The organism is Actinoplanes sp. URMC 104 (assembly GCF_051386375.1).
In the GTDB taxonomy this organism is placed as follows: Bacteria; Actinomycetota; Actinomycetes; order Mycobacteriales; family Micromonosporaceae; genus Actinoplanes.
The window spans coordinates 195,272-219,347 of record NZ_JBPQTO010000002.1 but is presented as its reverse complement, the minus strand read 5'-3'; the positions used below and the strand labels follow the sequence as shown (position 1 = coordinate 219,347).

Below are 24,076 nucleotides of genomic sequence, written 5' to 3'. Positions count from 1 at the left end.
CTCGGTCCGCTTCACTCGTCAGCGCACAGGGCGGCCGGCGCGCTCGCGCGCCAGACGCCCGACCAGGCCGAAACGGCTCGCCTGTTTCGGCGTCGCCTCGGCGTCGGCGAACAACATGACCACGCTCGCGCCGCCCATGGCCGCGCGGTCGAGGCTGACCGAGCCGCCCGCGGACTGCGCCGCCCGGCGGGCGATGTCGAGCCCGAGGCCGGTGGAACCCTGGTTGCTCTGGCCACGCTGCAGTGCTCTCTCGGGGTCGGGGATGCCGGGACCGGCGTCGTCGACACGCACCGCGACCCAGCCGTCGCGCCGGGAGATGCCCACCTCGAACGCCGTGCCCTGCGGGGTGTAGCGGAAGACATTACCCAGGATCGCGTCCAGCGCGGCAGCGAGCTCCTCGCGCGCGACGGGCACCGGGATGCGCATCTGCGCGCCCACCACCCGGTAGTTGCGGTTCTGGTCGCCCGCCAGCGCAGCCCAGAACGTCATCCGCTCGCGCACCACTTCGCTGACGTCGCAGACGCCGGTCTCGGGCGCGGCCGCGACCTGGGCCGCCACCGCCTGCCGGGTCGTGTTGATGAGCTGGTTGACCTCGCCCTCCAGGGTCACGATCGCCTGCCGGATGCGCCGGATGCCGCGCCGCCGGTCGATCTCGTCGGGGCTCAGGTTGATGATCTGGGTGTCGTCGGGGTCGAGCGCCTCGGCGTCCAGGCGCAGCGCGGTCAGCGGGGTGCGCAGCCGGTGCGACAGGTCGGCGACCAGCTCGCGCTCGTTGGTGCGCGAGGTGACCAGGCGGTCGGCCATGCGGTTGAACGCGTACCCCGCCTCGGCCAGCTCGCGCGGCCCGGAGGGCTGGATGCGCACGCCGAGGTCGCCGCCGCCGACGGCCATCGCCGCCTGCACGAGGCCGCGCGCCGAGTTCACCGCGCCGCGGGCGAGCCGGTCCACCACGACGACGCTGCCGGCCACCAGCACGAATGCGATCCCGAACAGCAGCCACCAGTCGCGGCCGGTGCCCTGGGTCAGCTCGCTGTCGGGCACGAAGACCTCGACCACGGACGTGCGGGCGCCGGCCGTGACCGGCTCGAGCCGGACGATGCCGCCGTCGACCTCCTCGGTGACGGTCGAGCCGCTGGACGCCGCGTGGCTCACCTCGCTGCCGTCGGCGCGGCCGCCGGCCGTCGTGCCCGGCGCGTGCACCACCACGCGCCCTCCGGTGCCGGCCGTGGCGGCGGCCAAGCCCTTGGCGCCCGCGCCGGCCGCGATGGCGCCGGCCACCTTGGCGCTCTGCCGCTCGGCGGCCGACAGCGCCTGCTCCCGGTGGTCGCTGCGCAACTCCCAGCCCAGCGGGACGAGGAAGGCGAGCGCGGCGACGGCGGTGGTCGCGGCGGTGGTGTAGGCCAGGCGGGCCCTCAGTCCGGCGCCACCAACCGGAATCCGACCCCCCGCACGGTGCGCAGGTAGCGAGGCTTCGCCGCGGACTCGCCCAGTTTCCGACGCAGCCAGTACAGATGGACGTCGATCGTCTGGTCCTCGCCGACCGATGGCTGTCGCCATACCTCCTCCAGCAGCTCACGACGCGACACCACCCGGCCCGGACGGGCGGCTAGGTACGCCAGCAGGTCGAATTCCTTGCGGGTCAGCGCGAGGGCCTGGTCGGCCAGGGTGGCGCTGCGCTCGCCGACGTCCACCCGCAGCTCGCCGACCTCGTGCACGGCGGGCTGCGCCGTGCGGCTGGCGCGGCCGACCCGCCGCAGCACGGTGGCGATCCGGGCGTCCAGGTGGGCGCCCGTGAACGGCTTGACCATGTAGTCGTCGGCGCCGGCGCGCAGCAACCGGACGACCGTCTGCTCGTCGTCCCGCGCGGTGGCGATGATGATCGGCACGTCGGTGATGCCCCGGAGCATGCGCAGCGCGTCGGAGCCGTCCAGGTCGGGCAGGCCGAGGTCGAGCACGACCAGGTCGGGCGTCTCGGCGGCGACCCGCCGGAGCGCGTCCAGCGCCGTGCCGACGGCGTGCACGGCATGCCCCCGGTCGGCGAGCGATCGGAGCATGGCGCCGCGCACGACGTGATCGTCTTCGACGAGCAACACCGTGGCCATGCGAAGAAGGTACTGCCCCTGGCAAGCGACTCCCAATCGGTGATCCAGGGACACCTTTCGATCACTCAGCGTGACGGAATACCATCCCTTGTGCCGATGACGTTCACTCTTTTTCCCGGTACGCGCCTCGCGCTGGCGCTCGAGAGCCTGGCCGGCCTGAGCGTCGGTGACGCGCTGGGCGCGCGGTGGCCCGTCGACCCGCAGAGCCCGCCGCCGGGCCCGTGGGAGTGGACCGACGACACCGAGCAGGCGTGCTGCCTCGTCGCCGTGCTCGCGGAGGGTGACCTCGACCGCGACGCCTTCGCCGAGCTGCTGGGCCGCCGGCACGACCCGCGGCGGTCCTACGGCCGGGGCGCGCTGGCGGTGCTCGGCGAGATCCGCGACGGGCTGCCCTGGCCGATCGCGGCGGCGGCCGCCTTCGACGGGCAGGGCTCGGCCGGCAACGGCGCCGCCATGCGGGCCGCGCCGCTGGGCGCCTGGCACGCCGACTCGCTCGCGCGCGCGGCGGTGCAGGGGGCGCGGGCCGCCGAGGTGACCCATGCGCACGCGGAAGGCATCGCCGGCGGGGTGGCCGTCACCGTGGCCGCGGCCGCTGCGGCGGCGGGCCGGCTCGACGGGCAGCGGCCGGCGCTGCTGGGGGCGGTCGCCGCGCACACCCCCGAGGGGCTCGTGCGCGACGGCCTGGTCGCGGCGCAGCGCATCAAGGACGCGGCCGAGGCGGCGGACGAACTGGGCACCGGCGCCCGCGCGCTGGCCCGCGACACCGTGCCGTTCGCGCTCTGGGTGGCCGACCGCTTCCTCGACGACTATCCGGCGGCGATCGCGGCCTGCGCGCGCGCCGGCGGCGACGTCGACACCACCTGCGCCATCGCCGGGGGCGTCGTGGCGGCGTACACCGGTCCCGGCGGCATCCCGCGGGAGTGGCTCGCGGCCCGCGAGCCGCTGCCCGGGTGGCTCGTCGCGGCCACGGCGACCGAGTGATCCCAACCGCTACCGAAGCGGGCTCATCTGCACCCGGCGGCGGGCCGAATTCCCCGGCATGCCGCAATCGGAGAGTCTGCTCGCCGCCGTCGCTCTCGCGCTCGTCCTGGCGGCCGTGCTGGCGGCGGTCGTGCGCACCGCGACCGCCCGCAACGCCGACCTGCGCGCGCTGCGCCGCTCGGTCGCCCGCGAGCACGTGCTCGGCGAGGCCGGCACCGCCCTGCTCAGCGCCGCCGACCGGGCCGAGGTGCACCGGATCGCGACGCGGGCGGCCGGCACCCTGCTCGCCGAGTGCCCCGGCGCCCGGGCCTCCGTGGTCGACCTGGAGTCCGGCGAGTTCACGCTGTGCGAGGCGTCCGGCGAGCGCACCGGCCGCAGCGCGGTCGTCACCGACGCGCCGGCGAGCGTGACCACGCGGCTGCGCGCGGGCGAGGTAGTGGTCGTCGACGACCTGGCCGCGCTCGGCTTCACCGACCTGCCCCCGGCGACCCGCCGCCCGTACACGCTGCTGCCGCTGACCAACGGCGACCGGTTCCTCGGCGTGCTCTCGGTCAGCGCCGAGGCCGAGCTGCCCGCCGAGGTCAGCCAGGCGCTGCAGGCCCTGCGCACCCAGGTCGCGCTCGCGCTGGCCGGCGTGGCGCTCACCGCCGAGCTGACCGACCGGGCCCTGCGGGACCCGCTGACCGGCCTGGGCAACCGGGCGATGCTGCACGACCGGCTCGCCGGCGCGCTGGCCCGCTCGCGCCGCACCGGGCGCCCGGTCGGCGCTCTGCTGCTCGACCTCAACGGGTTCAAGCAGGTCAACGACGCGCACGGGCACACCGCAGGCGACCGGGTCCTGCGGGTGGTCGCCGACCGGCTGCGCGAGTGCGTGCGGATCGAGGACACGGTGAGCCGGCTCGGCGGGGACGAGTTCGTGGTGGTCGTCGAGGACCTGAGCTCCGCGCGCGACGCCCTGGTGGTCGCGGAGCGGATCGTGGCGGCGCTGGACCGGCCGGTCGAGGCGGGGGGCCGCCGGCTGCGCACCCCGGCGAGCGTCGGCATCGCGCTCTCGCACGCCGGCATCGACGGCCCCGACGAGCTGCTGCGGCTGGCGGACACGGCGATGTACGAGGCGAAGCGCCGCGGCGGGGGCGGCTTCCACCTGCACGGCGCTCGGCTCACGCAGCCTAAGCTCTGACGTGTGAGCGACGAAGCCGAGCACGTCGAGACCGGTGAGCCCGACGGCCTGGAACGGCTGTGGACGCCGCACCGGCTCGGCTACGTCACCGGCGAGGAGCAGCCCGAGGGCGGGTACGAGAAGCCGGCCGGCTGCCCGTTCTGCCTGGCGCCCGAGCGGGACAGCCTGGTCGTCGCGCGCGGGGAGCTCGTGTTCGCGGTGCTCAACCTCTATCCGTACAACCCCGGGCACGTGATGGTGTGCCCCTACCGGCACGTCGCCGACTACACCGACCTGACCGACGACGAGACCGCCGAGGTCGCCGCGTTCACCCGCACGGCGATGCGCGTGATCCGCTCGGTGAGCAGCCCGCACGGGTTCAACCTCGGGATGAACCAGGGCGCGGTCGCGGGCGCGGGGATCGCCGCCCACCTGCACCAGCACGTGGTGCCCCGGTGGGGCGGCGACGCGAACTTCATGTCGGTGGTGAGCCGCACCAAGGTGCTGCCCCAGCTGCTCGACGACACCCGCCGGCTACTGATCAAGGCGTGGCCCGCCCAGTAGGCGTACGCCCTCGGCGATCTCCTCGGGGCTCGGCGCGGTCGCCGGATCGGTGAGCCACTGCGTCACCACCCCCGACATCAGCGCCATCTGCGCCGAGCCGACCGTGCGCACGGTGGCCTCGTCGAGCTGCTCCTCGGGCACGCCGGTGGCCAGCGCCGCCATGCCGCGGCGGCCCGCCTGCAGACCCGCGGCGAGCTGGGCGCGCAGGTGCGGGTTGTGCTCGCTCTGGATCATCACCTCGACGCTGGCCAGCCACAGCTCCCGGTGCGTCGTGATCGAGTGCACGACCCGCCGCCAGAAGCTCTCGACCGTGTCGTCGCCGTCGCCGGGCTCGGCCGCGAGCGCCTTGGCCAGCTCGTCGCCCCAGTCCTCCATCGCGCCGAGCATCGCGGCGGTCATCAGCGCCTCGGTCGAGCCGTAGTGGTAGCCGATCGAGCCGAGGTTGGTCCCGGACAGCGCGACGATGTCGCGCGCCGTCGTGCGGGCGTACCCCTTCTCGTAGAGGGCGCGCTTGGCGCCCGCCAGCAGATCTTCGCGATGGCCCATGGTGGTCGATCCTAAGTTCTATACAAACGTATAATACGTTTGTATAGTAGCGGCATGACGATCGATGTTCTGATTTCCGGCGCCGGCGTGGCCGGTCCCGCCCTCGCCCACTTCCTGGTCCGGCAGGGCCACCGGGTCACCGTCGTCGAGCGCGCGCCCGCGCCGCGCCCGGGCGGCTACAAGGTCGACGTCCGCGGGGCAGCAGCCACCGTGCTGCACCGCCTGGGCGTCTACGAGCAGGCGCGCGCGGCCGACACCGGCATGCGGCAGATCACGTACGTCAACCGGCACGGCAAGCCGTTCGCCGCCCTCCCGGCCGACCTGATCATGGGACGGCGCGGCGACGACCTCGAGCTCATGCGCGGCGACCTCGGCCGGATCCTGCTCGACGCGTCCGGCGCCGAGCACGTCTTCGGCGACGCGATCGCCGGCCTGCGCGAGGACCCGGGCGGCGTCGACGTCACCTTCGCCGGCGGGCGCACCGGCCGCTACGACCTGGTCGTCGCGGCCGACGGGCTGCACTCGGCGACCCGGCGCCAGGCGTTCGGCGAGGTGCCGCTGAGCCACCTGGGCGGCTACATCTCGATCTTCTCGACGGCGAACACGCTCGGCATCGACCGCGAGGAGGTCATGTACGCCGAGCCCGGCCGGCTGACCTTCGCGTACGCCATGGACCCGGCCGGGCCGGCGCGGATCGGCATGATCTTCGCCGACCCGCGGGCGGGGCTCGACCGGCGCGACGGCAAGCGGCTGGTCGCCGAGGCGTTCGCGGGCGGCGGATGGCGTACGGGGGAGTTCCTGTCGGCGATGGACGCCGCGGACGACTTCTACTTCGACTCGCTCAGCCAGGTCGACCCGCCGAGCTGGTCGTCCGGGCGGGTGGTGCTGCTCGGCGACGCGGCGCACTGCCCGGCGCCCTCGTCGGGGCAGGGCACGAGCCTCGCGCTGGTGGGGGCGTACGTGCTCGCGGACGAGCTGGCCACCAAGCCGCACGCCGAGGCCTTCGCGGCGTACGAGGCCCGCATGCGCCCCTACGTGGCCAGGAACATGGCGTTCGGCCGCCGGATGGTCAAGGACATGGTGCCCGGCGGCCGGCTCGCGATCGCGTTCCGCAACTACGGGATGCGCACGCTGAAGTACCACCCGCGCAAGGAGCAGGTGATCGAGCGCGTGCTGGCGCCCCTGCGCGAGGCAGCGAACGCGGTCACCTTGTAGCGGCCTCCTTCTTCACGGCCTCGGCCAGGTGGGCGGGCATCGGCTCGTGGCGGGCGTAGGTGCGGACGAAGGTGCCCGCGCCGGAGGAGAGGGCGCGCAGCTCCACCGCGTACCGGACCAGCTCGGTCGCCGGCACCTCGGCGCGGACCAGGCTGTAGCCGCCGGCGTCGCTCTCGGTGCCCAGCGGGCGGCCGCGCCGGCCGGAGAGGTCGCTCATCACGGCGCCCACGTACGTGTCGGGCACCTTGACCACGACCTCGTCGATCGGCTCGAGCAGCGTGACCTGCCCGGCCGCGGCCGCCTCGCGCAGCGCCAGCGCGCCGGCGGTCTGGAAGGCGGCGTCGGAGGAGTCGACGCTGTGCGCCTTGCCGTCGAACAGCGTCACCCGCAGGTCGACGACCGGGTAGCCGGCCGCCAGGCCGCGCTCGAGCTGGGCCCGTACGCCCTTCTCCACCGAGGGGATGTAGTTGTGCGGGACGGCGCCGCCCACCACCTTGTCGACGAACTCGAAGCCGGAGCCGCGCGGCAGCGGCTCGACGTGGATGTCGCAGACCGCGTACTGCCCGTGGCCGCCGGACTGCTTCACGTGCCGCCCGTGGCCCTTGGCCGCCGCGCCGAACGTCTCGCGCAGCGCCACCTTGACCGGCTCGGTGTCGAGCTCGACGCCGCCGGCGCGCAGCCGGTCGAGCACCACGTCGGCGTGCGACTCGCCCATGGTCCAGAGCACCAGCTGGTGGGTGTCGGCGTTGCGCTCGAGCCGCAGCGTCGGGTCGCCCGCGACCAGCCGGGCCAGGTTCTTGGCCAGCGCGTCCTCGTCGGAGCGCGACTTGGCCACCACGGCGATCGGCAGCAGCGGCTCGGGCATCGACCACGGCTCGACCAGCAGCGGGTTGTCCTTGCTGCTGAGCGTGTCGCCGGTCTCGGCGCTGCCCGACTTGGTGATCGCGCAGATGTCGCCCGCGATCGCGTACGGCACCTCGCGCAGCTGGGCGCCCAGCGGGGAGTAGACGTGCGCGACGCGCTCGTCGGCGTCGTGGTCGGGGTGGCCGCGCTCGGCCAGGCCGTGCCCCGAGACGTGCAGCGTCTGCTCCGGGCGCAGCGTGCCCGAGAAGACCCGTACCAGCGAGACCCGGCCCACGTGCCGGTCGATCGTGGTCTTGACCACCTCGGCCACCAGCGGGCCGTCGGGGTCGCAGGTCAGCGGCGGGCGCGGCGAGCCGTCCACGCCGGTGACCACGGGCAGGTCGTGCTCCAGCGGCGACGGAGCGCCGCTGACCAGGCCGTCGAGCAGCGCGTCGAGGCCGACGCCGGTGCCCGCGCAGACCGGGATCACCGGATAGAAGTTGCCCCGGGCCACCGCCTTCTCGAGGTCGGGCAGCAGCGTGTCGGTGCTGATCAGCTCGCCGCCGAGGTAGCGGTCCATCAGCGACTCGTCCTCGCTCTCGGCGATGATGCCCTCGATGAGCGCGTTGCGGTCGTCCGCGATCGGGTTGAGGTGCTCCGGCTCCGCCTCGCCGACCCGCGGCGGATAGCCCTGCGAGTAGTCGAGCACCCGCAGCGTGACCAGCCCGATCAGCCCGGCCACCGACTGGCCGTCGTCGCCGAGCATCGGCTGGTAGATCGGCATGACGTTCTCGCCGAACGCCTCCTGGCAGGTGGCGAGCGTCTCCTCGTAGTCGGCCCGCGGGTGGTCGAGCCGGGTGATCACCACGGCGCGGGGCATGCCGATGGCGGCGCACTCCTCCCAGAGCGCGACGGTGGCGTCGTCCACCCCGTCGACGGCCGAGACGACGAAGACCGCGGCGTCCGCGGCCCGCAGGCCGGCGCGCAGCTCCCCGACGAAGTCGGCGTACCCCGGGCTGTCCAGCAGGTTGATCTTGACGTCCTGGTGCACCAGCGGCGCGCAGGCCAGCGAGACCGAGCGCTGCTGGCGGATGGCGGCCGGGTCGTGGTCCGACACCGTGGTGCCCTCGGTCACCGAACCGGCCCGGGAGATCGTCCCGGTCGCGGCCAGCAAGGCCTCGACCAGAGTCGTCTTGCCCGAGCCGGAGTGGCCCACCAGCACCACGTTGCGTACTCTGCCGGGCTCGGTCACCACCGGCGCCGCGGCGCCGTTGAGCCCCTTCTCCTGGGTCTTCTGCGCCATGGCAACCGCTCCCTGTCTTGTCCGGTGGCTCAGGGTCTCGGATCTGTTACGCCGCTGTTGGTAAATCCCACACCCGGCGTCGTCGAAAGGGCAACCCTTTGTAGTCGATACGGTCCGGTGGGCTTGCCGGGGAGCGCCCGGCAACCCGCCGCCGATAGGGTAGGACGGCCATGGCAAAGATCGTCCAAGTACCCGCGCGCGCCGTCGTCTCGTACGGCGTGAATCCGACCGCCCGTTTCCTGCTGCGGATCGGCGTCTCGCCCAACGCGGTCACCGTCGCCGGGACCGTCGGCGTGCTGATCGGGTCGTACTTCGGCGCGATGGGCCACCTCGTCTTCGCGACGCTGTTCGTCACCGCCTGCGCGCTGACCGACGCGCTCGACGGCACGATGGCCCGGATGCGCCCGAACAACAGCAAGTTCGGCGCGCTGCTCGACTCGTCGATGGACCGGCTGGCCGACGCCGCGGTCTTCGGCGCCGTCGTCTACTACCTGGCGGGCGAGGGCAACCCGTACGGCGGCATGGTCGCCGCGCTGATCAGCCTTTCCGCGGGCCAGGTCGTCTCGTACGTCAAGGCCCGCGCGCAGAGCCTCGGCCTGAACGCCGACGTCGGCATCGCCGAGCGCCTCGAGCGCCTGCTGATCGTCGGCGTCGGCGGCCTGCTGGGCGGCGCCGGGCTCGAGTGGGGGCTGCCCGCCGCGCTCTGGGTGCTCGCGGCGCTCTCGATCATCACCGTGTTCCAGCGGCTGATCCACGCGGCCCGCACGGAACCCCGGCCGCAGCCGACCGGCACCGAGGACACCGCCGCGTGAAGGACCGGCTGATCGAGCTCGGCTACGCGGCCGGGTGGCGGGTGGTGCGGACGCTGCCCCTGCCGGTCGCGCGCCGCATCTTCCAGGCGGGGGCCGACCGGGCGTACGCCAGGAACGGTCCCGGCACCCAGCGGCTGCGGCGCAACCTGCAGCAGATCGTCCCCGACATGCCCGACACGCTGGTGCGCGACGGGTTGCGCTCCTACGCGCGCTACTGGCTCGAGGCGTTCCGGCTGCCCTCGCAGAGCCGTGAGGACTTCCTGGCCGGCTTCGGGATGAGCGACGAGAACTTCGCCGAGCTCAAATCGGTGATCGCCGACGGCAAGGGCGTCGTGCTGGCGCTGCCGCACCTGGCCAACTGGGACGCGGCGGCGGCCTGGGCGGTCTCGCACGGCTGGCGGATGGTCACGGTCGCCGAACGGCTCAAGCCCGAGGGAGTGTTCCAGCAGTTCGTGGCGTACCGCGAGAAGCTGGGCCTGGAGGTGCTCCCGCTCACCGGTGGGCAGCGCCCGCCGCTCGACGTGCTCGCCGAGCGCCTCCAGCAGGGGTACGCGGTGGCGCTGCTCAGCGACCGCGACCTGTCGCGCAGCGGGGTCGAGGTGAGCTTCTTCGGCGGCCGCACCCGGATGCCGGCCGGCCCGGCGATCCTGGCCATCCGCACGGGCGCACCGCTGTTCGCCGTCGACCTGTCGTTCACGCCCACCGGGACGCACGCGGTGCTGCGCCGGATCACCCCGGTCACCGAGGGAGCGCTCGACGTCCGGGTCAAGGCGACCACCCAGCTGCTCGCCGACGCCTACGCCGCCGGTATCGCCCAGCATCCGCAGGACTGGCACATGCTGCAGAAACTGTGGCTGTAGGGGGCCTCATGCGGATCGGGATCGTCTCGCCCTACTCGTTCGACGTGCCCGGCGGCGTGCAGAACCACATCATGGACCTCTCCGAGGCGCTGCTCGGCCTCGGCCACGAGGTCAGCGTGCTGGCCCCGGCCGACGAGGACGCCGAGCTCCCGCCGTACGTGGTCCCGGCCGGGCGCGCGGTGCCACTGCCGTACAACGGCTCGGTCGCCCGGATCGCGTTCGGGCCGGTGTCGACCGCCCGGGTGCGGCGGTGGCTCAAGGCCGGGCAGTTCGACGTGCTGCACGTGCACGAGCCGATGACGCTCAGCCTGTCGTTGCTGGCGGTGCTGTCCGCGCGCGGGCCGGTGGTGGCGACCTTCCACACCGCCATGACCCGCTCGCGGGCGCTCTCCGCCGCGCAGGGCATGCTGCAGCTGGTCGTCGAGAAGATCACCGCCCGGATCGCGGTCAGCGAGCTCGCGCGCAAGGTGCAGGTCGAGCATCTGGGCGGGGGAGCGGTCGAGATCCCCAACGGGGTGGCCGTGGCGAAGTTCGCCACCGCCGAGCCGCTCGACGGGTGGCCCGGCGACGGCGGGACGCTCGGGTTCCTCGGCCGGTTCACCGAGCCCCGCAAGGGCTTCGACATCCTGCGGACGGCCTTCGTCGAGCTGGCGGAGCGCCGGCCCGGGCTGCGGCTGCTGGTGGCCGGGCCCGGCGACCGCGACGAGCTCTACGACGAGATCCCGGCCGCGCTGCGGCCCCGGGTCACCTTCCTGGGGCTGGTGACCGAGGCGGACAAGGCGCGCATGCTGCGCAGCGTCGACGTCTACGTGGCGCCCAACACGGGCGGCGAGAGCTTCGGCATGATCCTCACCGAGGCGATGGCGGCCGGCACGGCGATCGCGGCCAGCGACCTCGACGCGTTCCGGCGGGTGCTCGACGGCGGCCGGGCGGGGGCGCTGTTCCCCACCGGGGACGCCTCGGCGCTGTGTGTGTTGCTCGACACGCTGCTCTCCTCGCCGGAGCGGCGGGCGTCGCTGTCCGCGGCGGCCGCGGAGGCGGTGGCGGCCTTCGACTGGCCCAGCGTGGCGCAGCGTGTCCTCGAGGTCTACGCCACGGCGATCGAGGCCACGGACGGGCGGGTCATGGACGAGGAGTGGGCGGAACCACGCTCCGCCCGATGACCATCCCGGGCGCCGGGGCACTACGATTCCGCGCATGTGGTGGGTCCTGGGTGTCGTCGCGGCGGTCGTGCTGCTCGCGGCGTACCTCGGCTGGACGGCCCACCGGGTCGAGCGCGTGCACGTGCGCGCCCAGTCCGCCGAGCGTGCCCTCGACGCCCACCTGATGCGCCGCGCCGCCGCGGCCGCCGTGGTCGCCGAGCAGCGCGACATCACCGAGCTCTACGCCGCCGCGCGGCTCGCCCTCGACGCCGGCGCCGACGAGCGGGAGTCCGCCGAGAACGACCTGACCCGCCAGCTGCAGGCCGTGCACCTCTCCGGAGCCGACCCGGCCACCCGGACGCTGGTCGCCTCCAGCCGCCGGGTGGTGCTCGCCCGCCAGGTGCACACCGACCTGGTGCGCGACGCCCTCACCGCCCGGCGGCGGCCGCTTGTCCGGGCGTTGCGCATGGCCCGGCGCTACCCGCGGCCCCAGTACTTCGACATCGAGGAGCCGATGATGCCGCCGGCCATCCCCGCGCCCTCCCCGGCCGTGCCCGCGGTGCCCCTCGAGCCCGTCTGACCCGCACCCGCCGGTCGCTTGTCCGCCCGGGTCGGCCTCCTACCAGCCGCGCTCGGCGAGGCGGTGCGGGACCGGCTCGTCCTCGACGTTGATGCCCACCATGGCCTCGCCCAGCCCGCGCGACACCTTGGCGATCACGTCGGGGTCGTCGTGGAACGTGGTCGCCTTCACGATCGCGGCGGCGCGCTGCGCCGGGTTGCCCGACTTGAAGATGCCCGAGCCGACGAACACGCCCTCGGCGCCCAGCTGCATCATCATCGCGGCGTCGGCCGGAGTCGCGATGCCGCCCGCGGTGAACAGCACGACGGGCAGCTTGCCCAGCCCGGCCACCTCGCGGACCAGCTCGTACGGCGCCTGGAGCTCCTTGGCCGCCACATAGAGCTCGTCCTCCGGCAGCGTCTGCAGCCGGCGGATCTCCTGCCTGATCTTGCGCATGTGGGTGGTCGCGTTGGAGACGTCGCCCGTGCCGGCCTCGCCCTTGGAACGGATCATCGCCGCGCCCTCGGTGATGCGGCGCAGCGCCTCACCCAGGTTGGTGGCGCCGCACACGAACGGGACCGTGAAGTTCCACTTGTCGATGTGGTTGGCGTAGTCGGCGGGCGTGAGCACCTCGGACTCGTCGATGTAGTCGACGCCGAGCGCCTGCAGCACCTGCGCCTCCACGAAGTGCCCGATGCGCGCCTTGGCCATCACCGGGATCGACACGGCGTTGATGATGCCGTCGATCATGTCGGGGTCGGACATGCGGGAGACGCCGCCCTGGGCCCGGATGTCGGCGGGCACCCGCTCGAGCGCCATGACCGCCACGGCCCCCGCGTCCTCCGCGATCTTGGCCTGCTCCGGCGTCACGACGTCCATGATCACGCCGCCCTTGAGCATCTCCGCCATACCGCGCTTCACCCGGGCGGTGCCGATGGCGGACTGATTGTCGGACATGGGAAATCGGCTCCTCACGCAGCGGTTTCGGTGATCGGATCGTATCCACGCCGGGGGGCCCGGCCGATGGCCAATCGACCCCTCGGTGGCCTGATCCAACCTCGTTCGCCGCAGGGGCCACAACTGCCCGTCCTGCCGCCTGTGGATGGGCGCCCGCCCTGTGGATATCGGGTCGCGCCGGGGAGCCCGCCTGTGGACGGCCGGGCCGGATTGTCAGCCCGCGCCCGTAGGGTGGATGGCCCCCAGGGCGGGTGGGCTGGCTGGTGGCCGGCCGCCCTGTGGACGGCCGGGCCGATCGTCAGCCCGCGCGGGTAGGGTGGCGGCCCCCAGGGCGGGTGGGCTGGCTGGTGGGCTGGCTGGTGGGCTGGCTGGTGGGCTGGCTGGTGGGCCGGCTGGTGGGCCGGCTGGCGAGCGCCGGCCCGGGCGCGGTCAGGAGCGCGTCTCCACGAGGACGAGCCAGTTGCCGGTGTTGTCGCGCATCACGGCCTCGACGCCGTACGGGCGGTCGGAGGGCTCCTGGAGGAACTCGATCCCGGCGGCGGACAGCTCGGCGTACGTCTTGCGGCAGTCGTCGACGCGCAGGCCGAAGCCGCCCATCTGGCCCGACTCGAGCTGGCCGCGCACGAAGGCGGCCGCCTCGGGGGACAGCGGCGGGCCGGGGGTCATCAGCGTCAGCTCGAGCTCGGGCTGGTTGGGGTGTGCGAGCGTCACCCACCGCAGCGGGCCCATCTGGGCGTCGACGCGGGGCTCGAAGCCGAGGTGGCGTACGTAGAAGTCGCGGGTCTTGTCCTGGTCGAGGCAGTACACGGTCATCAGTGAGACGTTGAGGATCATGCCTCGACGCTAGGCGCGCCGGGCTGGGCGGGCTTCTCCGAAATTGATACGACCCCGTGCATGAACAGCCAGCAGCCGGGGATGTGCGGCGCCGAGCCGGCCCAGCGGCGCTGGTAGGCGGTGGGGCTCTCGCCGACCAGGGCGGTGAAGCGCGACGAGAACGAGCCGAGCGACGTGAAGCCGACCGCCATGCAGATCTCGGTGACGGTCAGGTTCGCGTACCGCAGCAGCTCCTGCGCCCGGGCGATGCGGCGGCGGGTCAGATACCGCATGGGCGTCTCGCCGTACGCGGCCCGGAACGCCCGGACGAGGTGGGGCCGGGACATGCCGCCCAGCGCGGCGAGGTCGCCCAGCGTCAGGGGCGCCGCGCTGTTGCGGTCGATGTGGTCGCGCACCCTACGCAGAGCGAACACCTGATCAGCCTAAGCTGAGGATCGTGAACATCGGAGTGCTGGCCCTGCAGGGCGACGTCCGCGAGCACCTGGCCGCGCTGGCCGAGAGTGACGTGCTGGCCCGTCCGGTCCGCCGGCCCGAGGAGCTCGCGGACGTCGACGCGCTGGTGATCCCGGGCGGCGAGTCGACCGCGATCAGCAACCTGGCCGTGTCGTTCGGCCTGCTCGACCCGGTCCGCGAGCGGATCGCCGGGGGCATGCCGGTCTACGGGTCGTGCGCGGGCATGATCATGCTGGCGGCCGAGGTGCTCGACGGGCGGCCGGACCAGCAGTCGTTCAAGGGCATCGACATGACCGTGCGGCGCAACGCGTTCGGCCGGCAGGTGGACTCGTTCGAGGGCGAGGTGCCGATCGACGACATCGAGGGCGGGGATTTTCACGCCGTGTTCATCCGAGCGCCGTGGGTCGAGGAGGTCGGCGACGGCGTGCGGGTGTTGGGCCGCGTCAAGGACGGTCAGGCCGCCGGTAGGATTGTCGCCGTTCGGCAGGGCAACCTGCTCGCCACGGCTTTCCACCCGGAGCTCACCGGCGACCTCCGCGTCCACCGGTACTTCGTCGAGATGGTCCGCCAGGCCGCCTGACACCACGGAGGTTTTGCATGTCCGGCCACTCCAAGTGGGCGACGACCAAGCACAAGAAGGCCGTCATCGACGCCAAGCGCGGCAAGATGTTCGCGAAGCTCATCAAGAACATCGAGGTCGCGGCCCGCACCGGCGGCGGGGACCCGGCGGGCAACCCGACGCTCTACGACGCCATCCAGAAGGCGAAGAAGAGCTCGGTCCCCAACAACAACATCGACAACGCGGTCAAGCGGGGCTCCGGCCTCGAGGCCGGCGGCGCCGACTGGCAGACGATCATGTACGAGGGGTACGGCCCCAACGGCGTCGCGCTGCTCATCGAGTGCCTGACCGACAACCGCAACCGCGCGGCCACCGAGGTGCGCACGGCGCTGACCCGCAACGGCGGCACGTTCGCCGACGCCGGCAGCGTGTCGTACCTGTTCAACCGCAAGGGCGTCGTGATCGTGCCCAAGGGCGGCCTGAGCGAGGACGACCTCATGCTCGCCGTGCTCGACGCGGGCGCCGAGGAGATCAACGACCTGGGCGAGGCGTTCGAGGTCGTCAGCGAGCCGACCGACCTGGTCGCGGTCCGCACGGCCCTGCAGGACGCCGGCATCGAGTACGACTCGGCCGAGTCCTCGCTGCTGCCGACGATGACGGTCCCCCTCGACGAGGAGGCCGCGCGCAAGGTGTTCAAGCTGGTCGACGCGCTGGACGACTGCGACGACGTCCAGGAGGTCTACCAGAACGCCGACATCAGCGACGAGATCATGGCGGCCATCGACGCGTGACGTCTCCTGCCCGGCCGGCCACCGGAGCTTCCGGTGACCGGCCGCGCGAGGCCACGCCGGCTCCGAAACGCGATATTGCAATGTCGGCGATCGATGGGATCGCGCATTCTCACTGGTCCGGCGCGATCGCCGACATGTATTGGATCAGCACGGCGATCAGCAGCAAGCCGAAGGCGATCCGGCGGCCCACCGCGTGCCACTGATAGCGGCGGTAGGCCTGCACCCAGGCGATGCCCGCATCGGCCACGGCGACCACCCCGCTGCGCACCGTGCCGGGAAGCACTGACGCCTTGCGCAGGGCCACGCTGCCGTCGCGCCGGTAATAGGCCGGGGCGTACGCGGTCCCGCGCATCACGCGCACGTCGACCTCGTAGAACTGGTCGTCGCGCCACTGCTTCGTCCGCACGGCCAGGCGGTGGCGCATGTAGTCGCGCGCGGCCTCCGGCCGGCCCAGCAGGCGGCAGCTCAGCGACAGCCCGCGCCAGTGCCGGGCGACGTCGGCGAGCACGTCCATGTAGAGGTGTGCGGCCTCGGTGTCGCCGCCGACCAGCCGGTTCGTCTCGCGGCGCAGCTCGTCCAGGTGCGCAGCGACGAACGCGACGTACTCGGTCGGCGGCTCGTCGTCCATGGGTGGAACGAGATACATGGCTCACACTCCCCGTCCATCGTGGGAGCGTGTCGCTGCCGGGCGCAAGTGGAACCCGTACTAGGGTGTCGAACACACGTACGTCAGGCAGGGGAGGTCCGCGGTGCGCGTGCTCGGGATCGACCCGGGGCTCACCCGTTGCGGGGTCGGGGTCGTCGAGGGCGTGCCGGGCCGGCCGTGCAAGCTGGTCGGCTACTACGTCGTCTACACCGAGCCCGACGACGACATCGCGCTGCGCCTGCTGCACCTCGACCGTTCGCTCGCCGAGCTCGTGGCCGAGCACCGGCCCGACAGCGTCGCCGTCGAGCGGGTCTTCGCGCAGCACAACACTCGCACGGTGATGGGCACGGCGCAGGCCAGCGCCGTCGCGGTGCTGGCCGGCGCGCGGCTCCACCTGCCCGTGCAGACCTACACGCCGAGCGAGGTGAAGGCGGCCGTCACCGGCTCCGGCACGGCCGGCAAGGCGCAGGTGACCTCGATGGTCACGCGGCTGCTGCAGCTCGACGCGCCGCCCCGCCCGGCCGATGCCGCCGACGCGCTCGCACTCGCCATCTGTCACATCTGGCGCGGCGGCACCCGCGCCAGGATCCAGGCGGCGGCCGTTGCCGCCGCGCGAAAGGGGAGCCGCCGATGATCGCCAGCGTGCGCGGGGTGGTGGCGGCGATCGCGCCGGACAGCGCCGTGATCGAGGTCGGCGGCGTGGGCCTGCAGGTGCAGTGCGCGCCCGGCACCCTCGCCAACCTCAAGGCGGGCGCCGAGACGCGGCTGGCCACCAGCATGGTGGTGCGGGAGGACTCGCTGACCCTGTACGGCTTCGCGGACGACGACGAGAAGCATTTGTTCGAGCTGCTCCAGACCGCGAGCGGCGTCGGCCCCCGGCTCGCCCAGGCCGTGCTCGCCGTGCACCAGCCCGAGACCGTACGGCGGGCCATCGCCGGCGGCGACCTGGCCACGCTGACCCGGGTGCCGGGCATCGGCAAGAAGGGCGCCGAACGCCTCGTGCTCGAGCTGCGCGACCGCATCGGCCCCCTGCCGCTGGGCGACGGCGCCCCCGCCGGGGTGCTCAACGGCGCCTGGCAGGACCAGGTGCGCCAGGGCGTGCTCGCGCTCGGCTGGTCCGCGGCCCAGGCCGACCAGGCCGTCGCCGCGGTCGCCGAGACCATCGACGGCGAGGTGCCGCCCGTGCCGGTGCTGCTGCGCCAGGCCATCCGCCTGCTGGGCAAGGCCCGATGAGCGACCTGGTCTCCGCCGACGCCGGCGACGACGAGCTCGACGCCGAGGCCAGCGTCCGCCCGCGCCGCCTGGCCGACTTCATCGCCCAGCACCGCGTGCGCGACCAGCTCGAGCTGCTGCTCAAGGGCGCCATGGGCCGCGGCACCCCACCCGACCACATCCTGCTCTCGGGGCCTCCCGGCCTGGGCAAGCCGGTGTCGGTGGATGCGCTGGTGCTGATGGCCGACGGTTCCCGTCGCCGGCTCGGCGACATCGTGGTGGGCGACCAGGTGGTCACCCGCACCGGCGAGCCGGCCGCGGTGCTCGCGGTCCACGAGCAGGGCGAACTGGATTCCGTACGCATCCGCACCACCAGCGGGCGGGAGGTCGTGGCCGCCCCCGACCACCCGTTCTGGACGACCGAGGGCTGGGTCAAGGCCGGCGACCTGACCCCGGACGACGTGCTCGCCAACGTCCTGTCCCCGCGGACGGTCGCCACCAGCACCGAGGAGACGGACGAGTTCCGCCTGGCCGCCTACATGATCGGCGACGGCTGCACGAGCAACCAGGTCACGTTCACGGGCGGCGACGCCGTCGTTCCGGACGACTTCCGCGCCGTCTGCGACCGGCTCGGCTACTCCCGTCGCAGCCGGCCCAACTCCGCGCGCAGCGAGCTGGTGCGTGTCTCCGGGCTGAAGCCGTGGCTCACCGAAACCGGCCTGATCGACAAGACGGCATGGTCGAAACGAGTTCCCGAGTTTGTCTTCCGCGGAGACGAGTGGCAGGTCAGCGCATTCCTGGCGGCGTACTTCGCTTGTGACGGCACGGTCAGCCGCCGCGGCCGGGAGCGCTACGACGTGGTGATCGAGTTCTCCAGCGTCTCGCGTGAGCTGCTGCAGGACACCCAGCACTTGCTGCTGCGGCTCGGCATTCAGTCGCGGCTCAAGCTCAAGCGGGGACGCTACCAGGGCCGGCCCCACGAGTCGTGGCGGTTGTCGATCACCAGCCAGGACGACGCGGCACGCTTCGCCGAGCGCGTCACACCGCTCGGCGAACGCGGCGTGCGGCTCCGCGAGTGGGCGCCGCGCCGGGACCGGTTCGACGAGCGTCTGGCGCCCGACCGCGTGGCGTCGGTCGAGCCGGCCGGGCTGACCGAGTGCCGGTGCCTGACGGTTGCCGACGACCACACGTTCACGGTCAACGACCTGGTGGTGCACAACACGACGCTGGCGAACATCGTGGCGGCGGAGCTCGGGACGGGGATCCGGACGACCAGCGGGCCGGTCATCGAGCGCTCGGGCGACCTCGCGGCGATCCTCACCGGCCTGGCGCCGGGGGACGTGCTGTTCATCGACGAGATCCACCGCATCGCGAAGCCGGCCGAGGAGCTGCTCTACAGCGCGATGGAGGACTTCCGGGTCGACGTGGTGGTGGGCAAGGGGCCGGGCGCCACCGCGATCCCGCTCGACGTGGAGCCGTTCACGCTGGTGGGGGCGACGACCCGGGCGGGGTTGCTGTCGGGGCCGATGCGCGACCGGTTCGGGTTCGTGGCGCACCTCGACTTCTACTCGCCGGCCGACCTGGACGCGCTGCTGCACCGGTCGGCGCGGATCCTGGGCGTGCCGATCACGGCGGAGGGGGCCGCGGAGATCGCCGGCCGCTCGCGCGGGACGCCGCGTATCGCGAACCGGCTCCTGCGGCGGGTGCGCGACTACGCCGAGGTGCGCGCCGACGGGGTGGTGACCGAGGCGACGGCCCGCGAGGCGCTCAAGGTGTACGACGTGGACGACCTCGGGCTCGACCGGCTGGACCGGGCCGTGCTGCGGGCGTTGATCGAGTCGTTCCGGGGCGGGCCGGTGGGGCTGTCCACGCTGGCGGTGGCGGTCGGCGAGCAGTCGGACACCGTGGAGGAGGTCTGTGAGCCGTTCCTGGTGCGCGCGGGGCTGCTCGCGCGTACGCCGCGGGGCCGGGTCGCCACCGAGGCGGGCTGGGCGCATCTCGGCAAGGTGCCGCCGTCCGGCACCGTCCAGGGAGATTTGTTCGCACGGGATGCGTGAAATCCCCTCGTGATGTGAACGTGATGTGTGCCGCATTCGGACTTCCCAGGTTGACCGATTAGACTCGCCGCCGTTCAACCCGGGATGTGCATATCGCCCCGGTGCGCGCCCGCGCCGCCGGTGGCCAACGGAAGGCTTTATTCGTGTACCTGGCAGCCGAGGCATCCGGCGGTGGCAGCTTCACGCCGCTGCTCCTGATCGTTCTGCTCTTCGCCGTGATGTATTTCCTGATGATCCGGCCGCAGCAGAAGCGCCGCCGCGAGGCGATGCAGATGCAGAACGCGCTGGGTCCCGGCGACCACGTCGTCACCATCGGCGGCCTGCACGGCACGGTCGCCGGCGTGGCCGACGACGTGGTGACCCTCGAGATCGCCGACGGTGTCCACGTGCAGTTCGCCCGTCCGGCGATCGCCCGGGTCGTGCCCGACGCGGCTCCGGCCGTGGCGACCCCGGTCGAGGAGGCGCCGGAGCCCGCCGTGGAGGAGCCGGTCGTCGACCCGATCATCGATACGCGTAAAAAGGACTGACGCAGTTCTTCCGGCCGGCCCGCGGCGCTCCACGCCGCCGGGCCGGTTCGTGCGGCCGAAGCCGGCCCGCAGCACAGCGTCGAAGCGGCCGCAGCCGCGTTAACCAGTCAAATGCCGTAACACACAGGGAGACCGAAAGCCGTGGCACGACCACCACAGGGACAGATGCATCCCGGACGGCAGCTAGCCGTGCTCGGCGCGATCTTCGTCGTCCTGTACCTGCTGGTTTTCTTCGCGGGCGGGGCGAGCGGCAGCTTCACCGACCGTCTGCACCCCAAGCTCGGCCTCGACCTGGTGGGCGGCACGCAGGCCACCTACATCGCGTCCGTGCAGGGCGGCCAGGTGCCGTCCAAGGAGAGCATGGAGCAGGCCCGCGGCATCATCGAGCAGCGGGTCAACGCGCTCGGCGTGTCCGAGGCCGAGGTCGTCATCCAGGGCGACCGCAACATCGTGGTCTCGCTCGCGGGCAAGGCCGACGACCAGCTCAAGGACCTGTCGCAGGCCGCGCAGATGCGGTTCCGGCTGCTGGTCGGCACGACCGGTGACGTCTCGTCGGTCGCGCTGAACCCGCCGTCGGCCGCGCCCAGCGCCGCGCCGTCGGGTGCCGCGCCCTCGGGCAGCGCCGCTCCGTCCGCGGGCGCCAGTGCCCCCGCGGCCACGAGCGTTCCCTCGTCCGGTGGCCAGGGCGGTGGCGAGGTCGTCAAGGCCCCGACCCCCAGCGCCACGCCGAGTGCCTCGCCCAGCGCTCCCGCTCCGTCCGCGAGCGCGCAGGCGCCGGCGAGCCCCGACCAGGAGGCCGCGCGCGCCGCCGTGCAGAAGAAGGTCGGCGCCGCCGCGTGGGCCGCGGCCGAGAAGCTGACCGCGCCGGTCGACCTGAGCAGCAACCCGAAGGCCGGCCTGCCGTTCGCGCCCTTCGCCAAGCTGAGCGGCGAAGAGGTGAACGCGCTGAGCCCGCAGATGCAGTACAACGTGCCGACGATCGGCTGCAAGCAGCTCGACGACCGGCCCAACGGCGCGATCGACGACGTGAAGACCCAGGTCGTCGCGTGCTACCAGAGCGCGAAGATCCTGCTCGACAAGGCGCCGGTCGTCGGCGACGACATCAACAAGGCGAGCCCGCAGCTCGACCAGCAGTCCGGCCAGTGGGTCGTCTCGCTCGACTTCAAGAGCGAGGGCTCGACCAAGTGGGCCGCGCTGACCCGGCAGGCGTTCGAGGCGACCGCCACCGACCCCTGCTACGTCGCGGCGCAGTCGCTGTACGGCAGCATCGAGCACTGCGCCGTCGCGGTGGTGCTCGACAAGAACGTCATCTCCGCGCCGCAGATCCAGGGCGTGCTGACCGGCACCTCGCAGATCACCGGTCAGTTCAACGCCGGCTCCGCCAAGCAGCTGGCCGACCAGCTCAACTTCGGCGCGCTGCCGGTGACCTTCTCGTCCGGCCCCGCGCAGACCGTCTCCGCCACGCTGGGCATCCAGCAGTTGCAGGCCGGTCTGCTGGCGGCCGCGATCGGCATGGGCCTGGTCGCGATCTACGCGTTCTTCTACTACCGTCTGCTCGGCTCCGTGATCTTCATGAGCCTGATCCTGTCGGGTCTGCTCACCTTCGGCGCGCTGGTCTTCCTCGGCCGCACCGTCGGGTTCACGCTGACGCTGGCCGGCATCGCGGGCTTCATCGTGTCGCTGGGTGTCGCCGCGGACTCGTTCGTCATCTACTTCGAACGTCTCAAGGACGAGATCCACGACGGCCGAAGTCCGCGCAGCGCGGTCCCGCGCGCCTGGGCCCGGGCCCGGCGGACGATCATCTCGGCGAACGCCATCACCATCCTCGCCGCGGTCGTGCTCTACATCGTCTCGGTCGGCGCGGTCCAGGGCTTCGCGTTCGCGCTGGGCCTGTCGACGGTGCTCGACCTGATCGTGGTGTTCCTGTTCCGTCACCCGATCATGACGATGTTCGCCAGCACCAAGGCGTTCCTGTCGCCGCGGGTCAGCGGTCTCGGCCGCGTCCTGCGCCGCGCTTCGACCGACCCCAAGGAGGCCTGACGTGGCCCGCGAAGGTCTCGCCGCCCGCCTGTACGCGGGTGAGGCGAACGTCAACATCATCGGCCGGCGCAAGCTGTGGTTCACGATCGCGGCGGTGCTCGTGCTGCTGTCGATCGGCAGCTTCGCGTTCAACAAGTTCCACCTCGGCATCGAGTTCGCCGGCGGCACCTCGTTCAGCGTCCCGGCCAAGACCACCGACGGCCGCACGCTGACCCAGGCCGAGGCGTCCGACGCGGTCGAGCGCGCGATCCAGTCGGTCGACCCGGGCGCCGAGGTCGGCGCCGCGCAGCAGGTCGGCCTGACCGGCGGCAAGCAGAGCTTCACGGTGCGCGCCTCGGCGCTCAGCGCGCAGCAGGCGGAGCAGGCCAAGACCGCGCTGGTCGAGGACCTCAACGTGCCGGCGAGCGAGGTGAGCGACGACCAGGTGTCGGCCGCCTGGGGCGGGCAGGTGACCCGGCAGGCCCTGCTGGGTCTGATCATCTTCCTGATCGTGGTGATGATCTATCTGGTCGTCCGGTTCGAGTGGCGGATGGCGGTCGCCGCGCTGTCGTCGCTGCTGCTCGACCTCGTGCTCACGGCCGGCATCTACTCGCTGGTCGGCTTCGAGGTCACCCCGTCGACCGTGATCGGCTTCCTGACGATCCTCGGTTATTCGCTGTACGACGTGGTGGTGGTGTTCGACAAGGTGCAGGAGAACACCCGCGGCATCACGGCGGGCAGCACGCGCACCTACAGCGAGGCGGCCAACCTGGCGGTCAACCAGACGCTGATGCGGTCGATCAACACCGGCCTGGTGGCGCTGCTGCCGGTCGGCGGCCTGCTGTTCATCGGCGCCGGCCTGCTGGGCGCGGGCACGCTCAAGGACCTCGGCCTGGTGCTGTTCGTCGGCATGGGCCTCGGCGTCATCTCGTCGATCGTGTTCGCCGCCCCGGTGCTGACCGTGCTCAAGGACCGCGAGCCGAAGATCAAGGCGCACACCGCCCGGGTGCTGGCCCGGCGGGCCGCCGCCCGCTCCGGCGACGTGGCGCCGCGCGCCGAGCGCGCCGGCCGCAGCGCCAACGCCACCGAGTCGGACGAGGCCCCGGCCCTGGCGTCGGCCGCCCCGCGGCCCGGTTCGCGTCCGACGGCCAAGCGCAACACCAACCGCGGCGGGCGTCCCGGCGGGGCCGGCAACCGGCCGGCCGGGGGCAACAAGCGTCGCTGACACGGCGAAGCAGCGCGGGGGCGGCCGGATCATCGGCCGCCCCCGCTGTCGTTAGGCTGACCGGGTGAGTGATGAGAGCCTCCGCCCCAGCGGCGACAGCGGCCGCGACCTCGCCGCGGTCGTCGCCGGCGGCACGGTGGACGTGCCCGACTTCCCCAAGCCGGGCATCGTCTTCAAGGACCTGATGCCGCTGTTCGCCGACGGGCGCGCGTTCCGCGAGGTGGTCGACGGGATCGTCGCGCACCACGGCCCGGAGTCGTTCGACGTGGTGGCCGGCGTCGAGGCGCGCGGCTTCGTCGTGGCGGCCGCCATCGCGTACGCCGCCGGGGTCGGGGTCGTGCCGGTGCGCAAGGCCGGCAAGCTGCCGCGCCGGGCCCTGTCCGCCTCGTACGAGCTCGAGTACGGCGAGGCCACCCTCGAGGTGCACGAGGACGCGTTCATCGCCGGGCAGCGCGTCCTGGTGGTCGACGACGTGCTGGCCACCGGGGGCACGGCCGGCGCGGCGCTCGAGCTCGTGGAGCGGGCCGGCGGCACGGTCGCGGGCTTCACCGTGCTCATGGAGCTGGCCTTCCTCAAGGGCCGCGAGCGGCTCAGCCCCCGCAAGGTCCATGCGGTGCTGACCGTTTGATGGGCCTTTGCCCGGACCGCGATGCTCTTTCGGAGGTTCGGCCCGGCCATCCGGGAAGACTGTGCGGGTAGGATGGCGTTCC

The 24,076-nt window shown here is 72.9% G+C and carries 24 protein-coding genes and 3 pseudogenes; 19 read left to right on the top strand and 8 right to left on the bottom strand.

Annotated features, from left to right (window positions below):
* Positions 1 to 18: 18 nt before the first annotated feature.
* Together ACSNN8_RS01955 and ACSNN8_RS01950 are read right to left on the bottom strand one after the other, a co-directional pair.
* Positions 19 to 1,335 (bottom strand): HAMP domain-containing sensor histidine kinase, encoded by a 1,317-nt coding sequence (locus ACSNN8_RS01955; protein WP_436646497.1) that lies wholly within the window; start codon positions 1,333 to 1,335, stop codon positions 19 to 21.
* Between the two features lie 77 nt (positions 1,336 to 1,412).
* Positions 1,413 to 2,102 (bottom strand): response regulator transcription factor, encoded by a 690-nt coding sequence (locus ACSNN8_RS01950; protein ID WP_203382696.1) that lies wholly within the window; start codon positions 2,100 to 2,102, stop codon positions 1,413 to 1,415.
* A 96-nt stretch (positions 2,103 to 2,198) separates the two neighbouring features.
* On the opposite strand from ACSNN8_RS01950, the gene ACSNN8_RS01945 reads away from it, so the two are divergent.
* Genes ACSNN8_RS01945 through ACSNN8_RS01935 form a run of 3 tightly spaced genes read left to right on the top strand, consistent with a single transcriptional unit; the run spans position 2,199 to position 4,806 of the window.
* Positions 2,199 to 3,083 carry an ADP-ribosylglycohydrolase family protein gene (locus ACSNN8_RS01945; protein WP_436646496.1) on the top strand — a complete coding sequence of 295 codons (885 nt, stop codon included), beginning with the start codon at positions 2,199 to 2,201 and terminating at the stop codon, positions 3,081 to 3,083.
* A 58-nt stretch (positions 3,084 to 3,141) separates the two neighbouring features.
* The gene (locus ACSNN8_RS01940; protein ID WP_436646494.1) at positions 3,142 to 4,263 is read left to right on the top strand and encodes a diguanylate cyclase domain-containing protein; all 1,122 of its coding nucleotides are present in this window, start codon (positions 3,142 to 3,144) and stop codon (positions 4,261 to 4,263) included.
* Between the two features lie 3 nt (positions 4,264 to 4,266).
* Positions 4,267 to 4,806 carry an HIT family protein gene (locus tag ACSNN8_RS01935; protein WP_436646493.1) on the top strand — a complete coding sequence of 180 codons (540 nt, stop codon included), beginning with the start codon at positions 4,267 to 4,269 and terminating at the stop codon, positions 4,804 to 4,806.
* Here ACSNN8_RS01935 and ACSNN8_RS01930 read toward each other — a convergent pair.
* A complete protein-coding gene (locus tag ACSNN8_RS01930; protein WP_436646492.1) occupies positions 4,777 to 5,352 on the bottom strand; it encodes a TetR/AcrR family transcriptional regulator in 576 nt (191 codons plus the stop codon). The genes ACSNN8_RS01935 and ACSNN8_RS01930 overlap by 30 nt on opposite strands.
* 54 nt (positions 5,353 to 5,406) lie before the next feature.
* Between ACSNN8_RS01930 and ACSNN8_RS01925 the strand changes: the two genes are divergently transcribed.
* A complete protein-coding gene (locus ACSNN8_RS01925) occupies positions 5,407 to 6,567 on the top strand; it encodes an FAD-dependent monooxygenase (RefSeq protein ID WP_436646490.1) in 1,161 nt (386 codons plus the stop codon).
* Here ACSNN8_RS01925 and ACSNN8_RS01920 read toward each other — a convergent pair.
* Positions 6,557 to 8,713, bottom strand: coding sequence for an elongation factor G-like protein EF-G2 (locus tag ACSNN8_RS01920; RefSeq protein WP_436646489.1), 2,157 nt, complete (start codon positions 8,711 to 8,713; stop codon positions 6,557 to 6,559). The genes ACSNN8_RS01925 and ACSNN8_RS01920 overlap by 11 nt on opposite strands.
* 170 nt (positions 8,714 to 8,883) lie before the next feature.
* On the opposite strand from ACSNN8_RS01920, the gene pgsA reads away from it, so the two are divergent.
* The 4 genes from pgsA to ACSNN8_RS01900 are packed head-to-tail and all read left to right on the top strand — an operon-like array spanning position 8,884 to position 12,107.
* Positions 8,884 to 9,525 (top strand): phosphatidylinositol phosphate synthase, encoded by a 642-nt coding sequence (pgsA, locus tag ACSNN8_RS01915; protein ID WP_436646487.1) that lies wholly within the window; start codon positions 8,884 to 8,886, stop codon positions 9,523 to 9,525.
* Positions 9,522 to 10,385: a phosphatidylinositol mannoside acyltransferase gene (locus tag ACSNN8_RS01910; RefSeq protein WP_436646485.1), complete on the top strand. Its 864-nt coding sequence runs from the start codon at positions 9,522 to 9,524 to the stop codon at positions 10,383 to 10,385. Before pgsA ends, ACSNN8_RS01910 begins: the two co-directional genes overlap by 4 nt.
* Positions 10,386 to 10,393: 8 nt before the next feature.
* Positions 10,394 to 11,548: a glycosyltransferase family 4 protein gene (locus ACSNN8_RS01905; protein WP_436646484.1), complete on the top strand. Its 1,155-nt coding sequence runs from the start codon at positions 10,394 to 10,396 to the stop codon at positions 11,546 to 11,548.
* 25 nt (positions 11,549 to 11,573) lie between these two features.
* Positions 11,574 to 12,107, top strand: a complete 534-nt coding sequence (locus tag ACSNN8_RS01900; protein WP_436649370.1) for a hypothetical protein — start codon at positions 11,574 to 11,576, stop codon at positions 12,105 to 12,107.
* A 39-nt stretch (positions 12,108 to 12,146) separates the two neighbouring features.
* Here ACSNN8_RS01900 and pdxS read toward each other — a convergent pair whose 3' ends face one another.
* From pdxS to ACSNN8_RS01885, 3 genes are all read right to left on the bottom strand, one after another.
* Positions 12,147 to 13,043 carry a pyridoxal 5'-phosphate synthase lyase subunit PdxS gene (gene pdxS, locus ACSNN8_RS01895; protein WP_436646483.1) on the bottom strand — a complete coding sequence of 299 codons (897 nt, stop codon included), beginning with the start codon at positions 13,041 to 13,043 and terminating at the stop codon, positions 12,147 to 12,149.
* 429 nt (positions 13,044 to 13,472) lie between these two features.
* Entirely contained in the window at positions 13,473 to 13,877 is a 405-nt protein-coding gene (locus ACSNN8_RS01890; protein WP_436646482.1) for a VOC family protein, read from the bottom strand.
* The gene (locus tag ACSNN8_RS01885) at positions 13,874 to 14,290 is read right to left on the bottom strand and encodes a helix-turn-helix domain-containing protein (RefSeq protein WP_436646481.1); all 417 of its coding nucleotides are present in this window, start codon (positions 14,288 to 14,290) and stop codon (positions 13,874 to 13,876) included. Before ACSNN8_RS01885 ends, ACSNN8_RS01890 begins: the two co-directional genes overlap by 4 nt.
* Before the next feature lie 23 nt (positions 14,291 to 14,313).
* Between ACSNN8_RS01885 and pdxT the strand changes: the two genes are divergently transcribed.
* Complete coding sequence (gene pdxT / locus ACSNN8_RS01880; protein WP_436646479.1) at positions 14,314 to 14,910, top strand: pyridoxal 5'-phosphate synthase glutaminase subunit PdxT; 597 nt, start codon at positions 14,314 to 14,316, stop codon at positions 14,908 to 14,910.
* A 17-nt stretch (positions 14,911 to 14,927) separates the two neighbouring features.
* Positions 14,928 to 15,680, top strand: coding sequence for a YebC/PmpR family DNA-binding transcriptional regulator (locus ACSNN8_RS01875; RefSeq protein WP_436646477.1), 753 nt, complete (start codon positions 14,928 to 14,930; stop codon positions 15,678 to 15,680).
* 109 nt (positions 15,681 to 15,789) lie between these two features.
* On the opposite strand, the gene ACSNN8_RS01870 is transcribed toward ACSNN8_RS01875, so the two are convergent.
* Positions 15,790 to 16,326 carry a hypothetical protein gene (locus tag ACSNN8_RS01870; RefSeq protein ID WP_436646475.1) on the bottom strand — a complete coding sequence of 179 codons (537 nt, stop codon included), beginning with the start codon at positions 16,324 to 16,326 and terminating at the stop codon, positions 15,790 to 15,792.
* 103 nt (positions 16,327 to 16,429) lie between these two features.
* On the opposite strand from ACSNN8_RS01870, the gene ruvC reads away from it, so the two are divergent.
* From ruvC to ACSNN8_RS01825, 9 genes and pseudogenes are all read left to right on the top strand, one after another.
* Complete coding sequence (gene ruvC, locus ACSNN8_RS01865) at positions 16,430 to 16,960, top strand: crossover junction endodeoxyribonuclease RuvC (RefSeq protein ID WP_436646474.1); 531 nt, start codon at positions 16,430 to 16,432, stop codon at positions 16,958 to 16,960.
* Positions 16,957 to 17,559, top strand: a complete 603-nt coding sequence (gene ruvA, locus ACSNN8_RS01860; RefSeq protein ID WP_436646472.1) for a Holliday junction branch migration protein RuvA — start codon at positions 16,957 to 16,959, stop codon at positions 17,557 to 17,559. Before ruvC ends, ruvA begins: the two co-directional genes overlap by 4 nt.
* Positions 17,556 to 17,760 (top strand): annotated as a pseudogene (locus tag ACSNN8_RS01855) (Holliday junction branch migration DNA helicase RuvB); the annotation flags it as partial. The gene ruvA and the pseudogene ACSNN8_RS01855, both read left to right, overlap by 4 nt.
* A 17-nt stretch (positions 17,761 to 17,777) precedes the next feature.
* Positions 17,778 to 18,566, top strand: a pseudogene (locus ACSNN8_RS01850) (LAGLIDADG family homing endonuclease); the annotation flags it as partial.
* Positions 18,567 to 18,719: 153 nt separating this feature from the next.
* A pseudogene (ruvB, locus tag ACSNN8_RS01845) lies at positions 18,720 to 19,595 on the top strand (Holliday junction branch migration DNA helicase RuvB); the annotation flags it as partial.
* Positions 19,596 to 19,738: 143 nt separating this feature from the next.
* Complete coding sequence (gene yajC, locus ACSNN8_RS01840; protein ID WP_436646470.1) at positions 19,739 to 20,122, top strand: preprotein translocase subunit YajC; 384 nt, start codon at positions 19,739 to 19,741, stop codon at positions 20,120 to 20,122.
* 165 nt (positions 20,123 to 20,287) lie between these two features.
* Complete coding sequence (secD, locus tag ACSNN8_RS01835) at positions 20,288 to 22,162, top strand: protein translocase subunit SecD (protein WP_436646468.1); 1,875 nt, start codon at positions 20,288 to 20,290, stop codon at positions 22,160 to 22,162.
* Position 22,163: 1 nt separating this feature from the next.
* Complete coding sequence (gene secF, locus ACSNN8_RS01830) at positions 22,164 to 23,366, top strand: protein translocase subunit SecF (RefSeq protein ID WP_436646467.1); 1,203 nt, start codon at positions 22,164 to 22,166, stop codon at positions 23,364 to 23,366.
* 64 nt (positions 23,367 to 23,430) lie between these two features.
* Positions 23,431 to 23,994, top strand: a complete 564-nt coding sequence (locus ACSNN8_RS01825; protein ID WP_436646466.1) for an adenine phosphoribosyltransferase — start codon at positions 23,431 to 23,433, stop codon at positions 23,992 to 23,994.
* The last annotated feature ends 82 nt before the right edge of the window (positions 23,995 to 24,076 follow it).